The sequence below is a fragment of the Rheinheimera sp. B2H12 genome, from assembly GCF_059620065.1.
In genome coordinates this window covers 4,741,230-4,759,331 of sequence record NZ_CM184363.1, presented here as the reverse complement: position 1 = coordinate 4,759,331, position 18,102 = coordinate 4,741,230, and the positions used below count along the sequence as shown (strand labels likewise).

General features: G+C 51.8%; 12 protein-coding genes. 9 read left to right on the top strand and 3 right to left on the bottom strand.

Annotated features, from left to right (window positions below; all coding sequences use genetic code 11):
* Positions 1 to 121: 121 nt before the first annotated feature.
* From AC53GJ_RS20280 to AC53GJ_RS20260, 5 genes are all read left to right on the top strand, one after another.
* Complete coding sequence (locus AC53GJ_RS20280) at positions 122 to 1,708, top strand: methyl-accepting chemotaxis protein (RefSeq protein ID WP_496730212.1); 1,587 nt, start codon at positions 122 to 124, stop codon at positions 1,706 to 1,708.
* 180 nt (positions 1,709 to 1,888) lie between these two features.
* Positions 1,889 to 3,964, top strand: coding sequence for a M13 family metallopeptidase (locus tag AC53GJ_RS20275; RefSeq protein ID WP_496730211.1), 2,076 nt, complete (start codon positions 1,889 to 1,891; stop codon positions 3,962 to 3,964).
* A 542-nt stretch (positions 3,965 to 4,506) separates the two neighbouring features.
* Positions 4,507 to 7,368, top strand: coding sequence for a TonB-dependent receptor (locus tag AC53GJ_RS20270; protein ID WP_496730210.1), 2,862 nt, complete (start codon positions 4,507 to 4,509; stop codon positions 7,366 to 7,368).
* A gap of 121 nt (positions 7,369 to 7,489) precedes the next feature.
* Positions 7,490 to 9,010 (top strand): tryptophan halogenase family protein, encoded by a 1,521-nt coding sequence (locus tag AC53GJ_RS20265; RefSeq protein ID WP_496730209.1) that lies wholly within the window; start codon positions 7,490 to 7,492, stop codon positions 9,008 to 9,010.
* A gap of 292 nt (positions 9,011 to 9,302) precedes the next feature.
* Complete coding sequence (locus AC53GJ_RS20260) at positions 9,303 to 9,536, top strand: hypothetical protein (RefSeq protein ID WP_496730208.1); 234 nt, start codon at positions 9,303 to 9,305, stop codon at positions 9,534 to 9,536.
* Here the strand turns inward: AC53GJ_RS20260 and AC53GJ_RS20255 are convergent.
* On the bottom strand, positions 9,533 to 10,438 hold the full coding sequence (locus AC53GJ_RS20255) for a matrixin family metalloprotease (protein WP_496730207.1): 906 nt from the start codon (positions 10,436 to 10,438) through the stop codon (positions 9,533 to 9,535). The genes AC53GJ_RS20260 and AC53GJ_RS20255 overlap by 4 nt on opposite strands.
* A 153-nt stretch (positions 10,439 to 10,591) precedes the next feature.
* Between AC53GJ_RS20255 and AC53GJ_RS20250 the strand changes: the two genes are divergently transcribed.
* Together AC53GJ_RS20250 and AC53GJ_RS20245 are read left to right on the top strand one after the other, a co-directional pair.
* Positions 10,592 to 11,452, top strand: coding sequence for an ion transporter (locus AC53GJ_RS20250; protein ID WP_496730206.1), 861 nt, complete (start codon positions 10,592 to 10,594; stop codon positions 11,450 to 11,452).
* Complete coding sequence (locus tag AC53GJ_RS20245; RefSeq protein ID WP_496730205.1) at positions 11,452 to 12,396, top strand: endonuclease/exonuclease/phosphatase family protein; 945 nt, start codon at positions 11,452 to 11,454, stop codon at positions 12,394 to 12,396. Before AC53GJ_RS20250 ends, AC53GJ_RS20245 begins: the two co-directional genes overlap by 1 nt.
* Positions 12,397 to 12,485: 89 nt before the next feature.
* Here AC53GJ_RS20245 and AC53GJ_RS20240 read toward each other — a convergent pair whose 3' ends face one another.
* Together AC53GJ_RS20240 and AC53GJ_RS20235 are read right to left on the bottom strand one after the other, a co-directional pair.
* Entirely contained in the window at positions 12,486 to 12,677 is a 192-nt protein-coding gene (locus AC53GJ_RS20240) for a hypothetical protein (protein WP_496730204.1), read from the bottom strand.
* A gap of 116 nt (positions 12,678 to 12,793) precedes the next feature.
* Positions 12,794 to 13,603, bottom strand: a complete 810-nt coding sequence (locus AC53GJ_RS20235) for a substrate-binding periplasmic protein (protein WP_496730203.1) — start codon at positions 13,601 to 13,603, stop codon at positions 12,794 to 12,796.
* Between the two features lie 136 nt (positions 13,604 to 13,739).
* On the opposite strand from AC53GJ_RS20235, the gene AC53GJ_RS20230 reads away from it, so the two are divergent.
* Together AC53GJ_RS20230 and AC53GJ_RS20225 are read left to right on the top strand one after the other, a co-directional pair.
* Complete coding sequence (locus tag AC53GJ_RS20230; RefSeq protein ID WP_496730202.1) at positions 13,740 to 14,684, top strand: tRNA-dihydrouridine synthase; 945 nt, start codon at positions 13,740 to 13,742, stop codon at positions 14,682 to 14,684.
* Positions 14,685 to 14,816: 132 nt separating this feature from the next.
* The gene (locus AC53GJ_RS20225) at positions 14,817 to 18,101 is read left to right on the top strand and encodes an InlB B-repeat-containing protein (protein WP_496730201.1); all 3,285 of its coding nucleotides are present in this window, start codon (positions 14,817 to 14,819) and stop codon (positions 18,099 to 18,101) included.
* Position 18,102: the final 1 nt, after the last annotated feature.

Below are 18,102 nucleotides of genomic sequence, written 5' to 3'. Positions count from 1 at the left end.
TCCAGCCAACTGGGCTAGGCTTATGTTTGTTGTGCACTTTTAGCCAACGCATTGTTGCATAGAGGTTTTTAGAGGTAATCAAATGTTGAATCAATTTACTGTCAAAAACAGGTTAATAGGCTTGGCTGCAATTCCATTACTAATCCTGATCCTGATGAGTCTGGTGTCGCTTTACGATATGAAGCAGTTATCGCAAGGGGTCGACAGCCTGTACCAGGACAGAGTAAAACCGCTGCAACAAATTAAAATAGTGTCTGATGCTTATGCAGTCACTATTGTGGATACCTTACACAAACACCGTGCCGGTTTATTGGATGTATCCCAGGCCAGTAGCCAGCTTGATCAGGCGAGCAGCCAGGCCGCGACGGCCTGGCGTGCTTATCAGGGCACCCGTTTGACAGCCGAGGAACAACAACTGATGCAGGCCGCTGATTTATTGATTGGCAAATGGCAGCAACAGATAGCGTTGTACCGGCAGGACATCCAGCAACAGCAACTGACGCAGGCCAGTGCAGAAAGCTTTAATCAGCAGCTTTACCAATTGGCGGATCCACTCAGTCAGGCGCTGGATAAGCTGATCCAGTTGCAACTGAGCGAAGCCGATGTGTTTACCAGAGATGCAGCGCAGAATTTTCAGCAGATGATGTGGTTGTTTGGTTTGGTGGTGGGGATTTTTATTGTGTTGCTCATTAGTATTGCCGTGGCGATTTATCGCTCAATACAGCGACCTCTGGCTGCATTGCGGCAGACCATTAATGCGGTTGGACAAAATTCAGATTTACGGTTACGGGTGCAGGTGACTGGTAAAGATGAAATTGCCGAGGCTGCCGATTCCTTTAATCAGACCATCAGTCGGGTGCAACAGTTTTTTGCAGAGCTTAAACAAGCAGTGCAGCTATTGGCCAATGCGTCCGGCCAGATGAACAATCTCAGCCAGCAGGTCAGTACCACCAGTTTCAGTCAGGAACAGCAGGTCAATTCAATTGCCACTGCCATTAATCAGATGTCGGCCGCGATTCAGGAAGTGGCATCCAGCGCCCAGTTAACTTCGGATCAGGCTGGGGATGCGGATAGCAAAACTCAAAATGGTTATACCAAAGTCACGCAAAATATTGCTGCTATTGATGAATTATCCGGCTCCATCAATGCCGCCAGTCAGGTGATCCAGCAACTGCACGGTGAAACCGATAAAATCAGTCAGGTGCTGGCCGTGATCCAGAATATCGCCGCCCAAACCAATCTGCTGGCACTCAATGCGGCGATTGAAGCGGCCCGAGCTGGCGAAGCCGGGCGAGGTTTTGCCGTGGTGGCGGATGAAGTGCGGACGCTGGCAACCAATACACAGCAAGCGACTGAATCGATTCGTAAAATGATAGAGACTTTACAAGGTGCTGCCAAAGAAGCTGTCAGCGTGATGACAGTGTCGCAGCAACATGCCAACAGCAGTGTGGAACATGCTCGCCAGGCTGGTGCTGTGCTGGCAGAAATTCGCAGTTCGGTGGGGACTATTGTCGATATGAATGTACAAATCTCTGCTGCCACTGAGCAACAAACCGTGGTCGCTGAGGACATCAATAAAAACATCAGCGAATTCAGTCAGAGTATTGCCGACATGGTACGCAGTGCCCAACACAGCGCCAGCACCAGCAGCTCACTGGCCGAACTGGCTGCACAGCTACGGACACAGACTTCCGCTTATCAGGTTTGAAGGGATGGGCCAGTGTGCTGATACTGGCCTTACTTTCGCAGTAGTTATGCCCTGAATTCTGCTCATTATCGCCTTTTATCGCAGAACTCTGCGTTCAAACGTACCGCTACTGGACTTTCAGACCTGAATCACTACACTCGGCATCAATCAAACTAATCGCTGTTTCGAGGATCTACGCCGATGATGAATAAAACAATTTTAGCGCTGAGTGTCAGTCTGGCGCTGGGACTTGTCGCTTGCGGCAAAGCGCCTGAACCTGTAGCAAATCAGGCCAAACCCGTTGCTGAAGTGGCCGTCACTGCGACGTTAAAATCCGGTATCGAACTGACCAATCTGGATACCCAGGTCAAACCACAACAAGATTTCTTCCGTTATGTGAACGGCAACTGGCTGGCAAAAACTGAAATTCCAGCCGATAAGTCTAGCTGGGGTAGTTTTAATGAATTACGCGATAGCGCTGATCAACATGTGCTGACGCTGATTAAAGCGGCAGCTGCCAAAACGGCTGAAGCTGGTTCTGATACGCAGAAAATCGGTGATTTGTACCGCTCTTATCTGGATACCGCCAAAATTGAAGCCTTAGGCATTGCACCCCTGGCCAGTGATCTGGCGGCTATTGATGCGCTGAAAAATTCGGCGCAACTGGCTGCATTGTGGGGCCAATTACAACAGTCACGTTATGGTACGCCGGTGTCACTCTATGTTAGCCAGGATCAGAAAAATTCCGATCAGTATATTACCGGTGCCAGCCAGGCAGGCCTCGGTTTGCCAGATCGGGATTATTATCTGAAAACAGACGAAAAATCTGAGCAAATCAAAAAGCAATACCAGTGGATGATTGCCAAATACTGGGAATTGGCGGGGTGGCCGGATGGCACCAAAGCGGCCGAAGTGGTGTTTGCTATCGAAAGCAAATTAGCCGCAGCGCAGTGGAGCCGGGTACAAAACCGGGATCGCACTGCCACCTACAATAAAATGACAGTGTCACAGCTGACTGAGCTGGCCCCTGGTTTTGATTGGGCCGCCCTGCTAAGCAATGCCGGTCTGGCAGGTGCCACCGAGCTGGTGGTGCGTCAACCTGGTTACTTCACCGCTTTCGCCAAGATCCAGCAAGAAGTCGCGCTGGCGGATTGGCAAACTTACCTGAAGTTTCATTTGATCCGCAGCAATGCCAGCCTGTTAAGCAGTGGCTTTGAACAAGCCAGCTTTGATTTTTATGGTCGGGTGCTCAGTGGTCTGCAGGAACAAAAACCGCGTGAAGAACGGGCGGTGACGGCCATCAACGATAATCTGGGCTTTATGGTGGGTAAGTTGTATGTGGAAAAATACTTCAAACCTGAAGCCAAAGAGCGGATGGATCAACTGATCAAGAATCTGCGGGTCGCTTTTGAACAGTCGATTAATGATCTGGTCTGGATGAGCGCTGAAACTAAGGTGCAAGCGCAAGAAAAACTGAAAAAGTTTAATGCCAAAATTGGTTATCCGGACGTCTGGCGTGATTATAACTGCCTGACCATCAGTGCAGATGATCTGTTTGGTAATATGCAGCGCAGTAATGCCTGCGAATACCAGCGGATGATTGGCCGGTTAGGTAAGCCGGTGGATCGGGCGGAGTGGGGTATGACCCCTCAAACTGTGAATGCTTATTATAGTTCGACCATGAATGAAATTGTGTTCCCGGCCGCCATTTTACAACCGCCATTTTTTAATGTAGATGCCGATGATGCCGTCAACTACGGTGCTATCGGTGGTGTGATTGGGCATGAAATTACCCATGGTTTTGATGATCAGGGCCGCCATTCCGACGGTCATGGTAATTTACGGGATTGGTGGACGCCGGCGGATGCCGAGCAGTTTAAAACCCGGGCTCAGTTGATGATCGATCAATACAGCGCCTTTAATCCGATTGATGATCTGCGGTTACAGGGCGCACTGGGGTTAGGCGAAAACATTGCTGATCTTGGTGGTTTAACCGTGGCTTATCGTGCTTATCAGAATTCACTGCAAGGCCAGCCAGCGCCTGTGATTGACGGTTTTACCGGTGAAAAGCGCTTCTTTATCGGCTGGTCGCAGGTCTGGCGGACCAAGTTCCGTGATGAAGCCTTGCGGCAGCAAGTGATCACCGGGCCACATTCTCCAGGCATGTATCGAGTGCTGGGGGTGTTGTCGAATATGCCGGAGTTTTATCAGGCTTATGACGTTAAACCGGGTGATGGTATGTACCGGCCAGATGCTGAGCGAGTGAAAATCTGGTAACAAGTCAGCAGCTCTCAACCGCTCTCTGATTGAACAATGGCGCTATCGGGCAACTGCTTGATAGCGCCGTTGTTTTTTTCAGCATAAAACCAGTCAAATCAATCATCTTGTGATCGCGTTTCATAATGCCTCAAGCAATACGAATAAAAATTCATTTTTTATTCACTAAAAAATCGCTTTCCCGTTACCACAAGTGCCAAATGTCGGCTACTTTTGACAGAAGCGATGCTGATTTTCGCTGGGCTGCGTCATTTTGGCGCAATGAGAACTAGTTGGATTTACGCGATGAACTAAGAATATCTCGGGCCAAAAAGCGCGTTTTTGTGCAGCATCTGTGGATAGCAAGCCAGATTGCTGCGCTGTTGTTGTGCACAGAACTTCGCTTTCGCACCAGAGTTGCACAAATGCATGGATATGAATACGTATTCATGTTGTGTCAGCCGGGTAATAGACTTAGAAATAGCGGGTTGTCGTGCTTCATGCTGATCGGGTGTGAAGAGAACAACATACAACCAGAAACAGCACACCGGGGATGAAGGGCAATGAAACACTATCAACTAAATTTACTGACCATCGCGCTCGCGACGGCAGGCTTCAGTGCATACAGTTATGCTGATCAGCAAACTGCCGACAGCAACACACAAGTGAAAGAAGACATTGAAGTCATCGAAATCAAAGGGATCCGCCGTAGTTTATTAGGCTCACTGGATGAGAAACGTTTTAATGATACCGTCAGTGAAGTAGTGGATGCCGGCGATTTAGGTTCGCTGCCAGATGTCTCTATTGCCGACGCTTTAGGTCGTTTACCTGGCGTGACCACAGTGCGTGATAGCGGTCAATCATCGCAACTGAACATCCGCGGGATGAACGGTGACTTTATCCAAACGACGTTAAATGGCCGCGAGCAAGCCAGTACCAGTGGTTATACTGCCGGTACCCGCTGGATTGCCTTTGACCAGTATCCGTCTGAGCTGATTAATCAGGCCGCTTTGTACAAGTCACCTAAAGCTTCGTTAGTGGAAGGTGGTGTGGCTGGTACCGTCGAAATGCGCACCGCCAATCCACTGGAAGCAAAAGACCAGCATAACTTCTCCGGCAGTGTCCGCTTCTCGCATAACGATGCAGCGTCAGATGTAGATGCGGATCCAAATGGTGAGCGGGTGTCTTTTGCTTATCAGGGCAAATTTATGGATGACACTTTGGGTCTGGCGTTAGGCGCGGCCCACCTGGAGCAGCCCAACAGTTCTTATCAGGTGTCGACCCGGGCTTACGCCGCCGCCCGTGATGTCAATGGCGATGGCAAAACTGAAAAAATCACTGATGGTTTTCAAACCCGCTTTTCCAAAGGCAGTGATACCCGCCTTGGCTTGTTAGGCGCGCTGGTGTATCAGCCAAATGATAATTTCAGCGCTAAATTTGATTATTTCAAATCTGATTTTGATTCAGAAGACAAAAAGAATGGTATCAATATTGAAGGGATGAACCGCGATGCCAACACTTACAAGATCAGCAATCCGACGGTGCAGGATGGTTATGTCACGGGTGGTACTGTTGAACTGACTGGCTTAACTGGCCCTTGGCTGGAAATGCGGACTGAAGATCAGTCGACTGAATCTGACACCGAAAGTGCCGGCCTGGGTTTACAGTGGAAACAGGAACGCTGGACGCTGAATGCCGATATCGCCCGCAGTGAAGGTAATAAAACCCGGTTAGACCGCATTGCATCTATGCATGCTTACCAATACGGTACCCGCACTTTAACAGACGGTACAGTCGTGCAAACCTGGAACGAAAAACCAGGCCAAGGCTTCAGTTATATGAATCAGGCGGGTGGTTTCCCTGACATCAAAATCAATACTGATTTGACCGATCTGAACGCCATGCGTTTGGGTATTTGGGAACAGTTCCCACACCAGTATTCTGACAAAATCGACAGCGCCAAAGTTGATTTCAAATATGAACTTGAAGGTGATGTCGTATCATCGTTGGAAACAGGTGTCCGCTTATCCGATCGTACTTTTACTGACAAACGCGGCACTTTCCGCTGGGGTCGCCGTGAAGGTCAAAACGGCTATCGTTTACCGGATGGTAAAGTTGTCACCAACGAAGACTGCGAATTTAACAAATATGGCCATGCTTGTATGCCTGGCGAATTGGGTAATTTTGTTTCAGTCAAAAACAACAAGGGGCTGAATTATCTTGATCTGGACCTGCTCGGCGTGGCTGAGTCCGTGTTTGGCGCTGGTAAGTTTGATGCACAGCAAACCTGGGATCATAACTGGACCTTGATTGAAAGCGGCAGCGTCGAAGAAAAAGTTAATGCCGCTTATCTGATGGCGAACCTGGATACTGAACTGTTTGATCACAAGCTGACCGGTAACGTTGGGGTTCGTTATGTCCGGACCGATACCAAGTCAATTGGTATTCAGCAAGTGCGTGAAGGTGAAGGGGACACTATTGTTGATGACAATGGTGTCGCGCGTACCGACTACAAAAACATCAAATATGGACCTGAATATACAGATGTTTTACCGTCACTGAACCTGAACTTTGCCATCAACGAAGAAGAACAGCTGCGTTTCGCTGCCTCCAAAGTGATTGGCCGGCCGCCTGTGTATCAACTGCGTGGTGGTGCAGGTTCCTGGATTGACACTGCCAATGATGGTGTCAGCAAAAGATATAACGTCTGGTCAAAAGGTAACCCGAATCTGGACCCGTTCCGCGCGACGCAACTGGACTTATCCTATGAGCGTTATATGGGTAAAAATGGTGCCTTCACCGCAGCATTATTCTGGAAAGATATTGAATCACTGATTGAGAGTGTCACCTTTAATGAAGGTGATATCGCCTGGTCTGAAATTGGCCTGACGGCACCAGCCGGCACCGTCGAAGGACAATACCAGACAGTGCGTAACAATGATAAAGGTGGTTATATCCGGGGGGCCGAGCTGGCATACACCACTGTATTCAGTGAGTTGCCGGGTATCCTGTCTACCTTAGGTCTGAACGCCAGTTATTCTTACACTGAAAGTGAAACTTCAGTCGATGGCGGTGCCAACTTTGGTTCAGTGCAGTTACCCTTGCCGGGTCTGTCGAAAAACGTCTGGAGTGCGACTTTATTCTGGGAATATGGTCCATTCAGTACCCATATCAATACCCGTTACCGTGATGAATATGTCTACGCTGGTGCTACGCCAGGCGGTACATCCTTCCAATGGGCGGATGAATATATCGTGGTGGACTGGCAGGTCTCGTACGACTTTGAAAACGGTCTGGTCGGCGTCGCTCAGGTCAACAACCTGACGGATGAAGCCAATATCGGTCACTATGGCAATCAGATGCTGAATGGTGAATACTCAGAGTTCGGCCGTCAGATGTATGTTGGCGTGAATTTCAGTTTCTGATAACGCCCTGTTTGTTCGTTTGATGAAAAGCCCGCCGGATTGACTGCGGGCTTTTTTGTTTATAGGCCATGCTGCAGGCTGCAGCATAGTCGCAGGCTTTTTACAGGAGTCGCAGGCGCAGATGCAACAAAAACATATTTTGATCGTAGGTGGTGGGACCGCGGGCTGGATTGCGGCCAATCTGATGGCCAAAAGCTGGCAGGATCAGCCCATCCGCATTAGTTTAATTGAATCGCCAGAGATTGGTATTATCGGGGTTGGCGAAGGCTCAACGCCGCAATTAAAAGGCTTGCTGGATTTTCTTGGTATCGCCGAAGCCGACTGGATGCCAGCTTGTAATGCCACTTACAAAACCGGTATCCGTTTTAACGGCTGGAGCAGCAAACCAGGTTTTCAGTCGTATTTTCACCCTTTTGCCGCGCAGCCGGATGATTACACGGCACCGGCGTTTTTTTATAACAGCTATGTCCGGCGCCAGGGAATTGCAGTTGAGGGCCATCCGGATCCATTTTTTTTAGCCACTTATCTGGCGCGACAGCAGTTGGCACCGATAGCTGGTGAAAGTTTTCCTTTTGAAATCAATTATGGTTATCACTTTGACTCATCTTTGTTAGGTCAGTATCTGGCTGGACATGCCCGCAAGCTCGGGGTCAAACATTTGCAAGGCACTATAGCTGCGACTGAGCTGACGCCAGCCGGTGATATTGCTGCTGTGGTGACTGCTGACGGTCAGCGTATCAGTGCGGATCTGTTTATTGATTGCAGTGGTTTCCGTGGTTTATTGATCCAGCAACAATTACAAGTACCGCTGCTGTCCTATGCTGAAAACTTATTTAATGATGCGGCTGTAGTGGTGCAAACGCCGGGGCAACAGGCGCTCGACTGTCAGACCATTTCCACTGCCATGCAACACGGCTGGCGCTGGACTATTCCGCTGACGCAGCGCAATGGCAATGGTTATGTTTATTCGTCAGCATTTTGTAGTGCTGATCAGGCAGAAACTGAGTTTCGGCAAAGCCTGGGATTGCTGGATGCGGACGTGCAGTGTCGCCATTTGCAGATGAAGGTCGGCCGGTTAGCCAGTCACTGGCAGAAAAATTGTGTGGCTGTTGGTTTGTCGCAGGGTTTTATTGAACCGCTGGAAGCGACCGCGTTACATCTGGTACAAGAAACAGTGCAGGCTTTTATTGAGCATTATCAGGCGGGGCAATTCAGTAATGTCAGAGCTGCTGAGTTTAACACCAGTATTAACCTGCGATTTGAAGCGATCCGCAGTTATATTGTCGGTCATTACCGGCTGAATTCACGGCAGGATACCGAATATTGGCGGGCCAACGCCAACAATCAGCGCATTCCGCTATCTTTGTACCAGATCCTGCAAACCTGGCTCAGTGGCCAGAATCTGAGTGATGAGCTGGCGCGGCAGCAGATTGACCACTATTACCCCTCGATGTCCTGGCATTGTTTGTTAGCAGGCTACGGGATTTACCCGGATGCCGGCCAGTTAAAGCCGGGTAACAGTGAAGCACTGAAACATGATGTGGCGATGCTCCAGCAGTTTATCCGCCGTTGTGCGCTGAACTTCCCGGATCATCGACAATATCTGCAACAAATGGCCTCGGCCGCTGGTCTACGTGCGTAATGCGGTCTTGCTCGTTGCTGGCACCTGGTTGCCATCCGTTGTTCAGCCTGAGTAAAGGTCAGACCAGATTGGCGGAACTTCAGTGGCTGTGACGGGTCTGACCCAGTGCGATTTCACCGGAACAGCCTGCGACTGGCTGATCGCCAAAGGGGAGAAGGCATAATTTCTGGCCAAAGGGGGTGCCGGTTAGCTGTGCCTGTTCTGGTGGTTGGTTGTGAAGGTGAAACGCGCTAACTCTGAACCCGGTGCTGATCTGATATCAGTGCCTCTATTCACAAGAGGTGTAAAACCCATGATGAATCAAGCGCGTCAACGAATTGTCCAATTTCTGCAGCTTGCTCATTGTCATTTCCGCGTTGAAGGCCACCAGATCATCACGGCCAATGCCACACTACATTTTTCTGAGCAGGATATCAGTATCAGCCGGCAAGGTAAGCCAGTGCGTAGCATGCCTTATACCAGACTCAATCTGGACCGCCTGTTGGCCTTAATCACTGCGCAGTCTGTACGCAGACCCGCTCACTAAAACTTGCCGCAAACGGCTGCCAATGCCGCCAGATCAGTGGCTGTTAACTGTTGCTGTTCTGGCTGTTGGCTGGGATACATCATTGACGCTGGATCTGCGGTATGGCCGATGCCGATGGCATGGCCGAATTCATGCACCAGGGTGCTGACTAACTGTTGTGGTGAAGCAAAAGCAAAGATGGTCATCTGACGTTGCTGGCCATGCTTGGCCATGCTGCCTACTTCAAAACGGCCTACTTCAAAGCTGTCGGCTTGCTGATGCCGGTCGCTGGGCAGCAGTTCATTCCGTTGCCGGATGGTTTCATTTAAATAGTCCTGATCCCGCAGTAATTGCAGTCGTTGTTGTGCCAGCCAGTCGGCTTGTTGTGCCAATTGCTGCTGTTGTTGCAACAACTGTTGGCGGCGCGCGGCGGCATCAGCTTGTTGTGGCTGCCATTGTTCGAGCTGCTGTTGCAACTGCTGTTGCTGTTGGTTAAATTCGTCAATTTGCTGTTGTAATAGCGCAGCTCTGGCCGGTAATTGCTGTAAGCTCGGCGTAATGGCCTGATCGTATCTTTGTAGATTGCGTTGTAACAGTTGCTGTTGCAACAACCGCTGCTGACGGGCATCAAAGCGAAAATCAATGACAAAACCCTGCTGTTGATCCTGCACAAACAAGGTTTTGCCGGTGGCCTGTTGCCAGCGCTGACTGGCCTGTTCAATGTAAAACAGCGCTTCCTGGCGGGATAGCTGAAACGCCGGGTCCAGTTCTCCCAGCCGCCAGGCGAGCGGCCACTGGCAATGGTCGCTCGCCGCAACTGCATCGGCACCAGGTTGCGGGTGGATGGACTGAGGCTGTGGCCAGCTAACCACAAACAGCCAGCCAGTCAATATGCATACCAACAGTGGTAATAACAGACGCATGGGGTTGCTGTCACCCTTTCAAAAGAACATACAGTACTGGTTATAGCATAAAGAGGGTGCAGGCTGGCAAATTCAGCCGCAGCACGAAACAGCGCTGGGCAATAGATCCGACTGTCGTTACAATCGCGGCAATTTGCTTAACAGGAGCTTGTAATGATGACTTCGACTGTACCTACCGGCCTGCGTGCTGCGCTGCACCGGCTGATTGACCAATCCTGGTTTAATCGTTTTATTCTGACATTGATTCTGCTCAATGCAGTGATTCTCGGTATGGAAACATCGGCGACTTTGATGGCGCAGTATGGGCCCTTGCTGTTAATGCTGGATAAAATCATGTTGGCCATCTTTGTGCTGGAATTGTTGTTACGTATTTTTGTGCACCGGCTGGCATTTTTTAAAGATCCATGGAGTTTGTTTGATTTTGCCGTGGTGGCGATTGCGCTGATCCCTGCTTCCGGACCGTTGGCGGTGTTGCGCTCGTTACGGGTATTGCGGGTATTACGGGTATTGTCGATGGTGCCATCGATGAAACGGGTGGTGTCAGCACTGTTGGGCTCGTTACCGGGCTTAGCCTCCATCGCCATGGTGCTGCTGCTGATTTATTACGTTTTTGCCGTGATTGCCACTAAGTTGTTCAGCGCGGCCTTTCCGGAATGGTTTGGCTCGATCGGGGCGTCTTTTTATACCTTATTCCAGGTGATGACGCTGGAAAGCTGGTCGATGGGCATTTCCAGACCGGTGATGGAGCAATTCCCCTATGCCTGGTTATTTTTTGTGCCCTTTATTTTAGTGGCGACTTTCACCATGCTGAACCTGTTTATTGCCATCATCGTCAATACCATGCAAACCTTCAGTGAAGAAGAGCAGGCGCTGGAGCGGCAGCAGGACAAGCTGGCAGAGCAGGCCGGACAGCAACAGTTACACCTCGAATTAACGGCTATCCGGCAAGAATTGCAGTTGCTGCGCTCTGAACTGGCCGGGCGGGTCCAGCCGCCTGTGCACAAGGAGCAGTGATGACGAAGGTACTGACCTTCAGTACGTTGAATTTGCAGAATTTTACCGCTCCGCCTTTTGCCAGTTATGAGTTTGACAATATCTACAGTCAAGCACAGTGGCGGCAAAAAACCAGCTGGCTACGCCGGCTGTTAAAGCAAGTCCAACCCGATATTCTGGCGTTGCAGGAAGTGTTCAGTCTGGCGGAGCTCAGCCAGTTACTGCGCAGCGCAGGTTTTGACTACGTGGTCAGTGTGGGAACACCTGAGCTGGTGGAGCAGCATTTTTTCCGCCGGCCTGTGGTGGCATTAGCCAGCCGTTATCCGTTATTAGAGGTGGCTGCGGTGGAGGTTCCCGCAGTTGCTGCCGAACTAGGCCTGGCAGATTTTCAATTCAGCCGGTCGCCACTGCGGGCCTTGGTGCAATTGCCTGGTCTGGGTCCTTGCCAGTGTTATGTCGTCCATCTGAAATCGCGCCGTGCGGTGGAACTGCCGGCGGCGACAGTCATGACAGGTCAGCATCTGCCAGCTTGGGTCGCGACAGTACAGCGTGGTCATGAAACTGCGCTGCTGCTGGAAGCCATCCTGCAACAACGGCAACGGGATGGCTATCCAGTGTTGCTGCTGGGGGATCTGAATGATGAACTGAGTGCGCCTGTGCTGCAGTTGTTACAGCAGCCGCAACAGTTGAAGCGAGGACGTTTTCGTTTACAAGATAGCTGGCAGTTGTGGCTGGCAGCACCGCAGCAGCGGCCAGCCAGTCATTATTACGGTGCCCGCGGTTCGGTGCTGGATTATATTTTACTGTCAGAAGAATTTGACTGTACCCAGTCGCACGCACTGGCTGAAGTAATGGCTGTTGAAGTGCAGGATCAGCATTTGCGCCAACCCGATTTTGCGCTCGATGGTTACAGCAGTGATCATGCGATGGTATCGGTCCGGCTCAGGCTGACAACGCAGCGCTGAGCTCAGGGGCTGGGCCTCAGGGGCTGGGCCTCAGGGGCTGGGCCTCAGGGGCTGGGCCTCAAGGGCTGAGCCTAGGCGCTGGGTTCAGGTTACTGCTGCTCTGGTGCCGTGCTGGCTACGGCTGTGTCAGCTGCGATGTCAGTGCTCACTGTGGTGTCTGCTGGGGTATTCAAATCAGCCAGTTTGGCCTGCTTCAGTCGAATCGAGTTTTTTACCTGAATATTCTTTTTTTGTTTGGCTCTTTTACTGATTTTTTTCTTTAACGCTTTGATAGAACTCATGGGACTTTCCGCTTTTGTCAGATAGCCGTTAGTTTAAACCCAAACCACAAAAATAAGTAGTCTGTCCCAGCTAGTCTGTCCCAGCCAGTCTGTCCCAGCCAGTCTGTCCCAGCCTGCTATTGAGCAGCCTGAGCAGCCAATAGCGCTTGTAACTGGGGTGGCCGGTACGACTGTTCAATGCTGGCCAGCCGGCCGTCGCGGCGCAGGATCTGGATAGCACGGTTGATGGCAGTCACTGTACTGGCCGACACGGTTTTCTGGCTGAACATCAAATGAGCTGGGGTGATGGCCAGGCTGCCAGCCACCAGTTGGATTTGTTCCAGTCTGGCCGTGCCTAGTTGATGGTAAAAAATATCGGCATCGGCCAGTAACAAGTCACCCCGTCCCGGCGTGGCAAATAATAACTCTGTGCCGACAAAGGCATCCGGATAAGGCGTATATAGGTTTTGCGCTTTAAATAATGGCCGGTAGCGTTCAAATTCAGCATCATACTGGCCACTGGCCGGGCCAATCATGGTCAAACGTTGGCGCAGGGCGGCGGCATAACTGAAAGGGACAGGCAGCAGTTGCTGGCGCCGGCTAAATAAAGCCACCAGTTCTTGCCGGTAAGGAATTGAAAACCAGGCATATTGTTGGCGTTCGAGAGTGACTGTGGCCCGGATCATCACATCAATATCGCCTTGCTGCAGGCTTTTCAGGATGCGCGCTCCTGTCATCGGCGTGGTGGAAAAACGCCAGCTGCAACCCGCCTGTTGCAGGATCAACTTCACTTGTTCGGTGTCCATGCCCTGCAGTTCACCCTGCGCACCGAGGTAGGCCGAAGGGGCATGCAAATCCAAATGCACCCGCAGTGGTTCAGGACAAATAGGATCGGCGACAGCCAGGCTGCTGGCGCACCACAATAACAAATAACACCATCGTTCCATCGTACTATCTTCTGGCTGCTTGCCGGACAAGTGGCCTTATAGTGCAGTGGCTGCAGTGAAAACTCAAGTCGAGGCTGTCATGGCTTTTCAAGCGCAGAGTCATTACACTGGCGGCCGTTTGAAGAGGGCAGGACAAATGCGGATTATTCTGGCTCCGATGGAAGGTGTGGTCGACCATCTGATGCGTGAAATGTTAACAGAGATTGGTGGTTTTGATCTGTGCATCACGGAGTTTGTCCGGGTGGTCGATCAACTGTTACCAAAACGGGTTTTTACCCGGTTGTGCCCGGAATTATTGCAGGGTGGACAAACCCGGGCCGGTACTCCGGTGCGGGTCCAGTTGTTGGGGCAGGAACCCAACTGGCTGGCCGAAAATGCGGCCCGGGCTGTTGAGCTGGGCTCGCCCGGCATTGACCTGAATTTTGGCTGTCCGGCTAAAGCCGTCAATAAAAGCAAAGGCGGCGCTGTGTTGCTACGGGAAACCGAACAACTCTATCGCATAGTGCAAGCGGTGCGGGCAGCTGTGCCAGCGCAATTCCCGGTGACCGCCAAAATGCGGTTGGGTTATGAAGACACCAGTCTGACGCTGGATAATGCCAGAGCGCTGGCTGCGGCAGGGGCCACTGAGTTGACCGTCCATGCCAGAACCAAAACCGATGGCTATCGGCCGCCTGCGTATTGGCCCTGGATTGCCCGCATCCGCGCAGAAATTGACATCCCTGTGGTCGCGAATGGCGAGATCTGGCAACCGGCAGATGCCGTATTATGTCGGGAGCAATCCGGCAGTATTGATCTGATGCTGGGTCGGGGCGCACTGGCGCAACCCAATTTAGCTGCCCGGATCAAACAAGGTGGCAGTGCCCTGTCCTGGCCTGAGGTGCTTTTATTACTGATGCGCTATTCTGAGTTTGAAATCGCGGGTGATAAAGGTCTGTATTATTCCAACCGGATTAAACAGTGGTTCAGTTATCTGCGGCTACAGTATCCGCAAGCCGAACAATTGTTCAGCCAGTTACGTTTGCTCAGACGCAGTGCCGACATCTTACAGCTGTTGCAAGCGGAACTGGCGCGGCCAGCATAGGTCATAGCTGTGATTGGCACTAAGGTTATAGTGCAAAGTAAAAACTGGTTTACACCGGCGCATTTGACATCGCTGGGCGCAAAGTTTGCGGCGACGCCCTGATTAAAGCTGTTAGCAAGGCAGGTACATTCAATGAAAACATCTTATTCTGCTGGTCTCGCTCTGTTGTCATTGCTGCTCTGCGCTTGTGGTGGCGGAGGGGGTGACAGTGGTGGCACGACAACTGCGCCAAGCGGATTTTTGGTCTCGACCACTGTGACGGCAGGAACTGGCAGTTTCAGTCCGGTCAGCGCCAACGTCAGCTCAGGCCAGAGCCGTAGTTTTGTGTTGACGCCCGCCACCGGATTTAGCATCGGCACTGTCAGTGGTTGCGGCGGCACTTTAACCGGTCAAAGTTATCAGACTGCCGCTGTGACCGCAGCCTGCACCATCAGTGCCACTTTTACCCCGCTGCAGTATAACCTGACCGCAACCGCAGGCCCGGGGGGGGGCATCAGTCCGGCCAGCGTGCAGGTCGCGCATGGCCAGCCGGCCAGCTTCAGCCTGATCCCAGATACCGATTATGTGGTGGCGCAGGTGACGGGTTGTGACGGCACTCTCAGCGGTAATAGCTATCAAATCAATGCAGTGACTGCCGCCTGTAACCTCACTGCGACTTTCAGTAAAAGTGCAGTTAATCTGACCGTCACTGCTGGCGCAGGTGGCCGGATCAGCCCAGGCAGTAGCAAAGTCCCCGCTGGCTCGGTGCAGTCATTTACGCTCACGCCCGATGCCGGTTTTGAAATCTCCAATGTCAGTGGCTGTGGTGGTGTGCTGACTGGATCTATTTTTACGACTGCCGCCCTGACGACAGATTGTGCCGTCACGGCTAGTTTCAATAAAGACACTGAAGTCGTGTTCCCCGATCCGGCGCTCAATACTGCCGTCAGGCAGGCGCTTGGACTCAATAGCAGCGAGCCGGTGTTAAAAAGCAGGCTGGCCGGGCTCTCGACATTGCAATTGAACGGAACGGGTGTGAGCCAATTACGTGGCTTGCGCTTTGCCAGTGGTTTGCTTAGTTTATCAGCCAACAATAACAATATCAGCGATCTGACGGAGCTCAGTGCTTTATCCAGGCTGACCCAACTGCAATTAAACAGCAATCCGCTGACGGACTTAACGCCACTGTCAGCGCTGCCATTAAAAGCGCTGTATCTGTATGACACTGATATTGCTGAGCTCAACGCGCTGACCAATATGACACTGACCCATCTGGATGTCAGTAACACAGCAGTGAGCAGCCTGACAGGCTTACAAAATGTCAGTCAATTGCGGTATTTATCTGCCAGCTATTCCGAGGTGGCAGATATTTCGATGTTACAAAACGCCACTCAGCTACGGGTGTTGTTCCTATTTGATACCTTGGTCAGCAAATTGGAGCCGCTGTTAACGTCTGGCCTGGCGAGCCAAGGCACTGATGTCGGCGTAACGGGTTGTATTGATCTGAAAGGGTTTTCCCGTGCGACCTTAGTGCTTGAACAACTCAAAAAGGCAGGCGCGACCGTGCAGGCCAGCAATATCCCGCGCAGTGATTGTCCGGATACGCTGGGCAATACTGCAATCACTGCCAGTACTTATCAGGAAAATGACAACATCGGTGTACGCTGGCAGTTAAGCAATACCCCGGACAGCGGCGCTTGGGCTTGTGAAGTGCATCTGGATTTACAAACGGATGTAGCCCGCTTGCCGCTGCAAAAAATCAGCGATTGCAGTCTGAACGGCCAGCAATTACTGGGTTTATCTACCCGGCAAAACAGTTATCAGCTTAGCTTGTTGTTTGATAATGGTTTGGGTGGCGAAAAGCTGGTGCGATTGCCACTCAGTTCGCCGACAGGTGCAGCGCCAGTGCTGGCTGGCGTCGATTTTGGCCAGGTGGTGATGAAAAGTAACCCCTTGCTGGTTCCCGGGCGGGATGCCCTGTTGCGGCTGCATTTGATTGCCGCAACAGCGCCAGCACAACTGCCGGTGGTGACGGTGGAAGCGTCCGGCGTTGGCGCAGCGCAGACCCTGACAGCGACCGCGCCGGCGCAGGTGCCGGTGGCCGTCAATTACCAAAGCCTGAGCAACAGTTATCAGTTGAAATTACCTGCCAGTTTGCTGCAGGCTGGCTTACAACTGAAGGTGCGGGTGAATGGGGATATTTTGCGCACGCTCACACCAAGCTTTGCCAGTCAGAACAAACTGGCGGTGCTGCTGGTGCCTTTTAGTCAGGTCAAAGACAGTAACACCAGCACGGCAGAGCTGCCGGAACCTACTACCCTGGCAGCACAAATTAAATCGTTCTGGCCGCTGGCTGAGGTGGATGTCCGCACCAGAGCGCCTTATGTGCTGACATCGGCTGCTGGTGCTACGACGGCTTACACCATGCTGGATGAGCTGAGTGATTTGCGCGCGGCCGAAAATGGCAAAGTCTATTATTACGGTTATTTCAAAAGCGCCATGGGCGATGGTTGCTGTGGTGGCTTGGGCTTCCGGCCTGGCTACGAAGCGGTCGGGCTGGATAGCGACAGTAATGGGAATACGATGGCGCATGAGCTTGGGCACAATCTGAATTTGCAGCATATTGATTGTGGCGCGCCGCCGAATGCGGATTTGCGTTATCCCTATAACGGCAATAGTATTGGCAGTGTTGGTATTAACAGTGCTTTGACCGAACTGCGCCAGCCCAACAGTTACCGTGATGTGATGAGTTATTGTTCACCCAAGCATGTCTCTGATTATCATTTTGAGAAAGCACAGGATTTTCTGCTGACCCGACCGGAGGCCGCCTTTGCCAGTCCGGCAGCGGATAACACAGTGTCTGCTGCCGCCATGGCCGAACGCGCCTTGTACATCAGTGGCAGTATCGGTGTCGATGGACAACTGAGCATTCGCACTGTATTGCCGGTCAGTCGGGCGCCGGTGCAGTATCCGGCTTCTGCCTGGCAGTTCAGACTGTTCAATAGTGCAGGCCAGCAACTGCAGGTGGACCCCTGGTTGCCAGAGTACGGCCATCCGGCAGCAGTGCCGGCCACGGCTGCGCGGGCTCAGCCGTTTCGCTTTGAGATACCACTGCAGGACATCAGCCGGATTGAGTTATGGCGCGCTGAGCAGTTGGTTAGCCAGTTAGATGTCAGTGCCCAGGCTCAATCGCTTGCGGGCACAGTGCCAGTCGCAGATGTGCAGGAACGCAGCAATGAAGTCTGTGTCAGTTGGCCTGCCCGGCAAGGTCTGAGCCTGAGTCTGATCCATCATCAGTCTGATCAGATCACAGCGCTGGCGCTGAAGGAAACTTCAGGCCAGCTTTGTCGCGATAGTCAGGCGTTACCGACTGGCGGCCAATGGCAACTGGTGTGGCACCGTGGCCTGAACGTGCAGGAACAGTGGCTGCCGCGCTGAA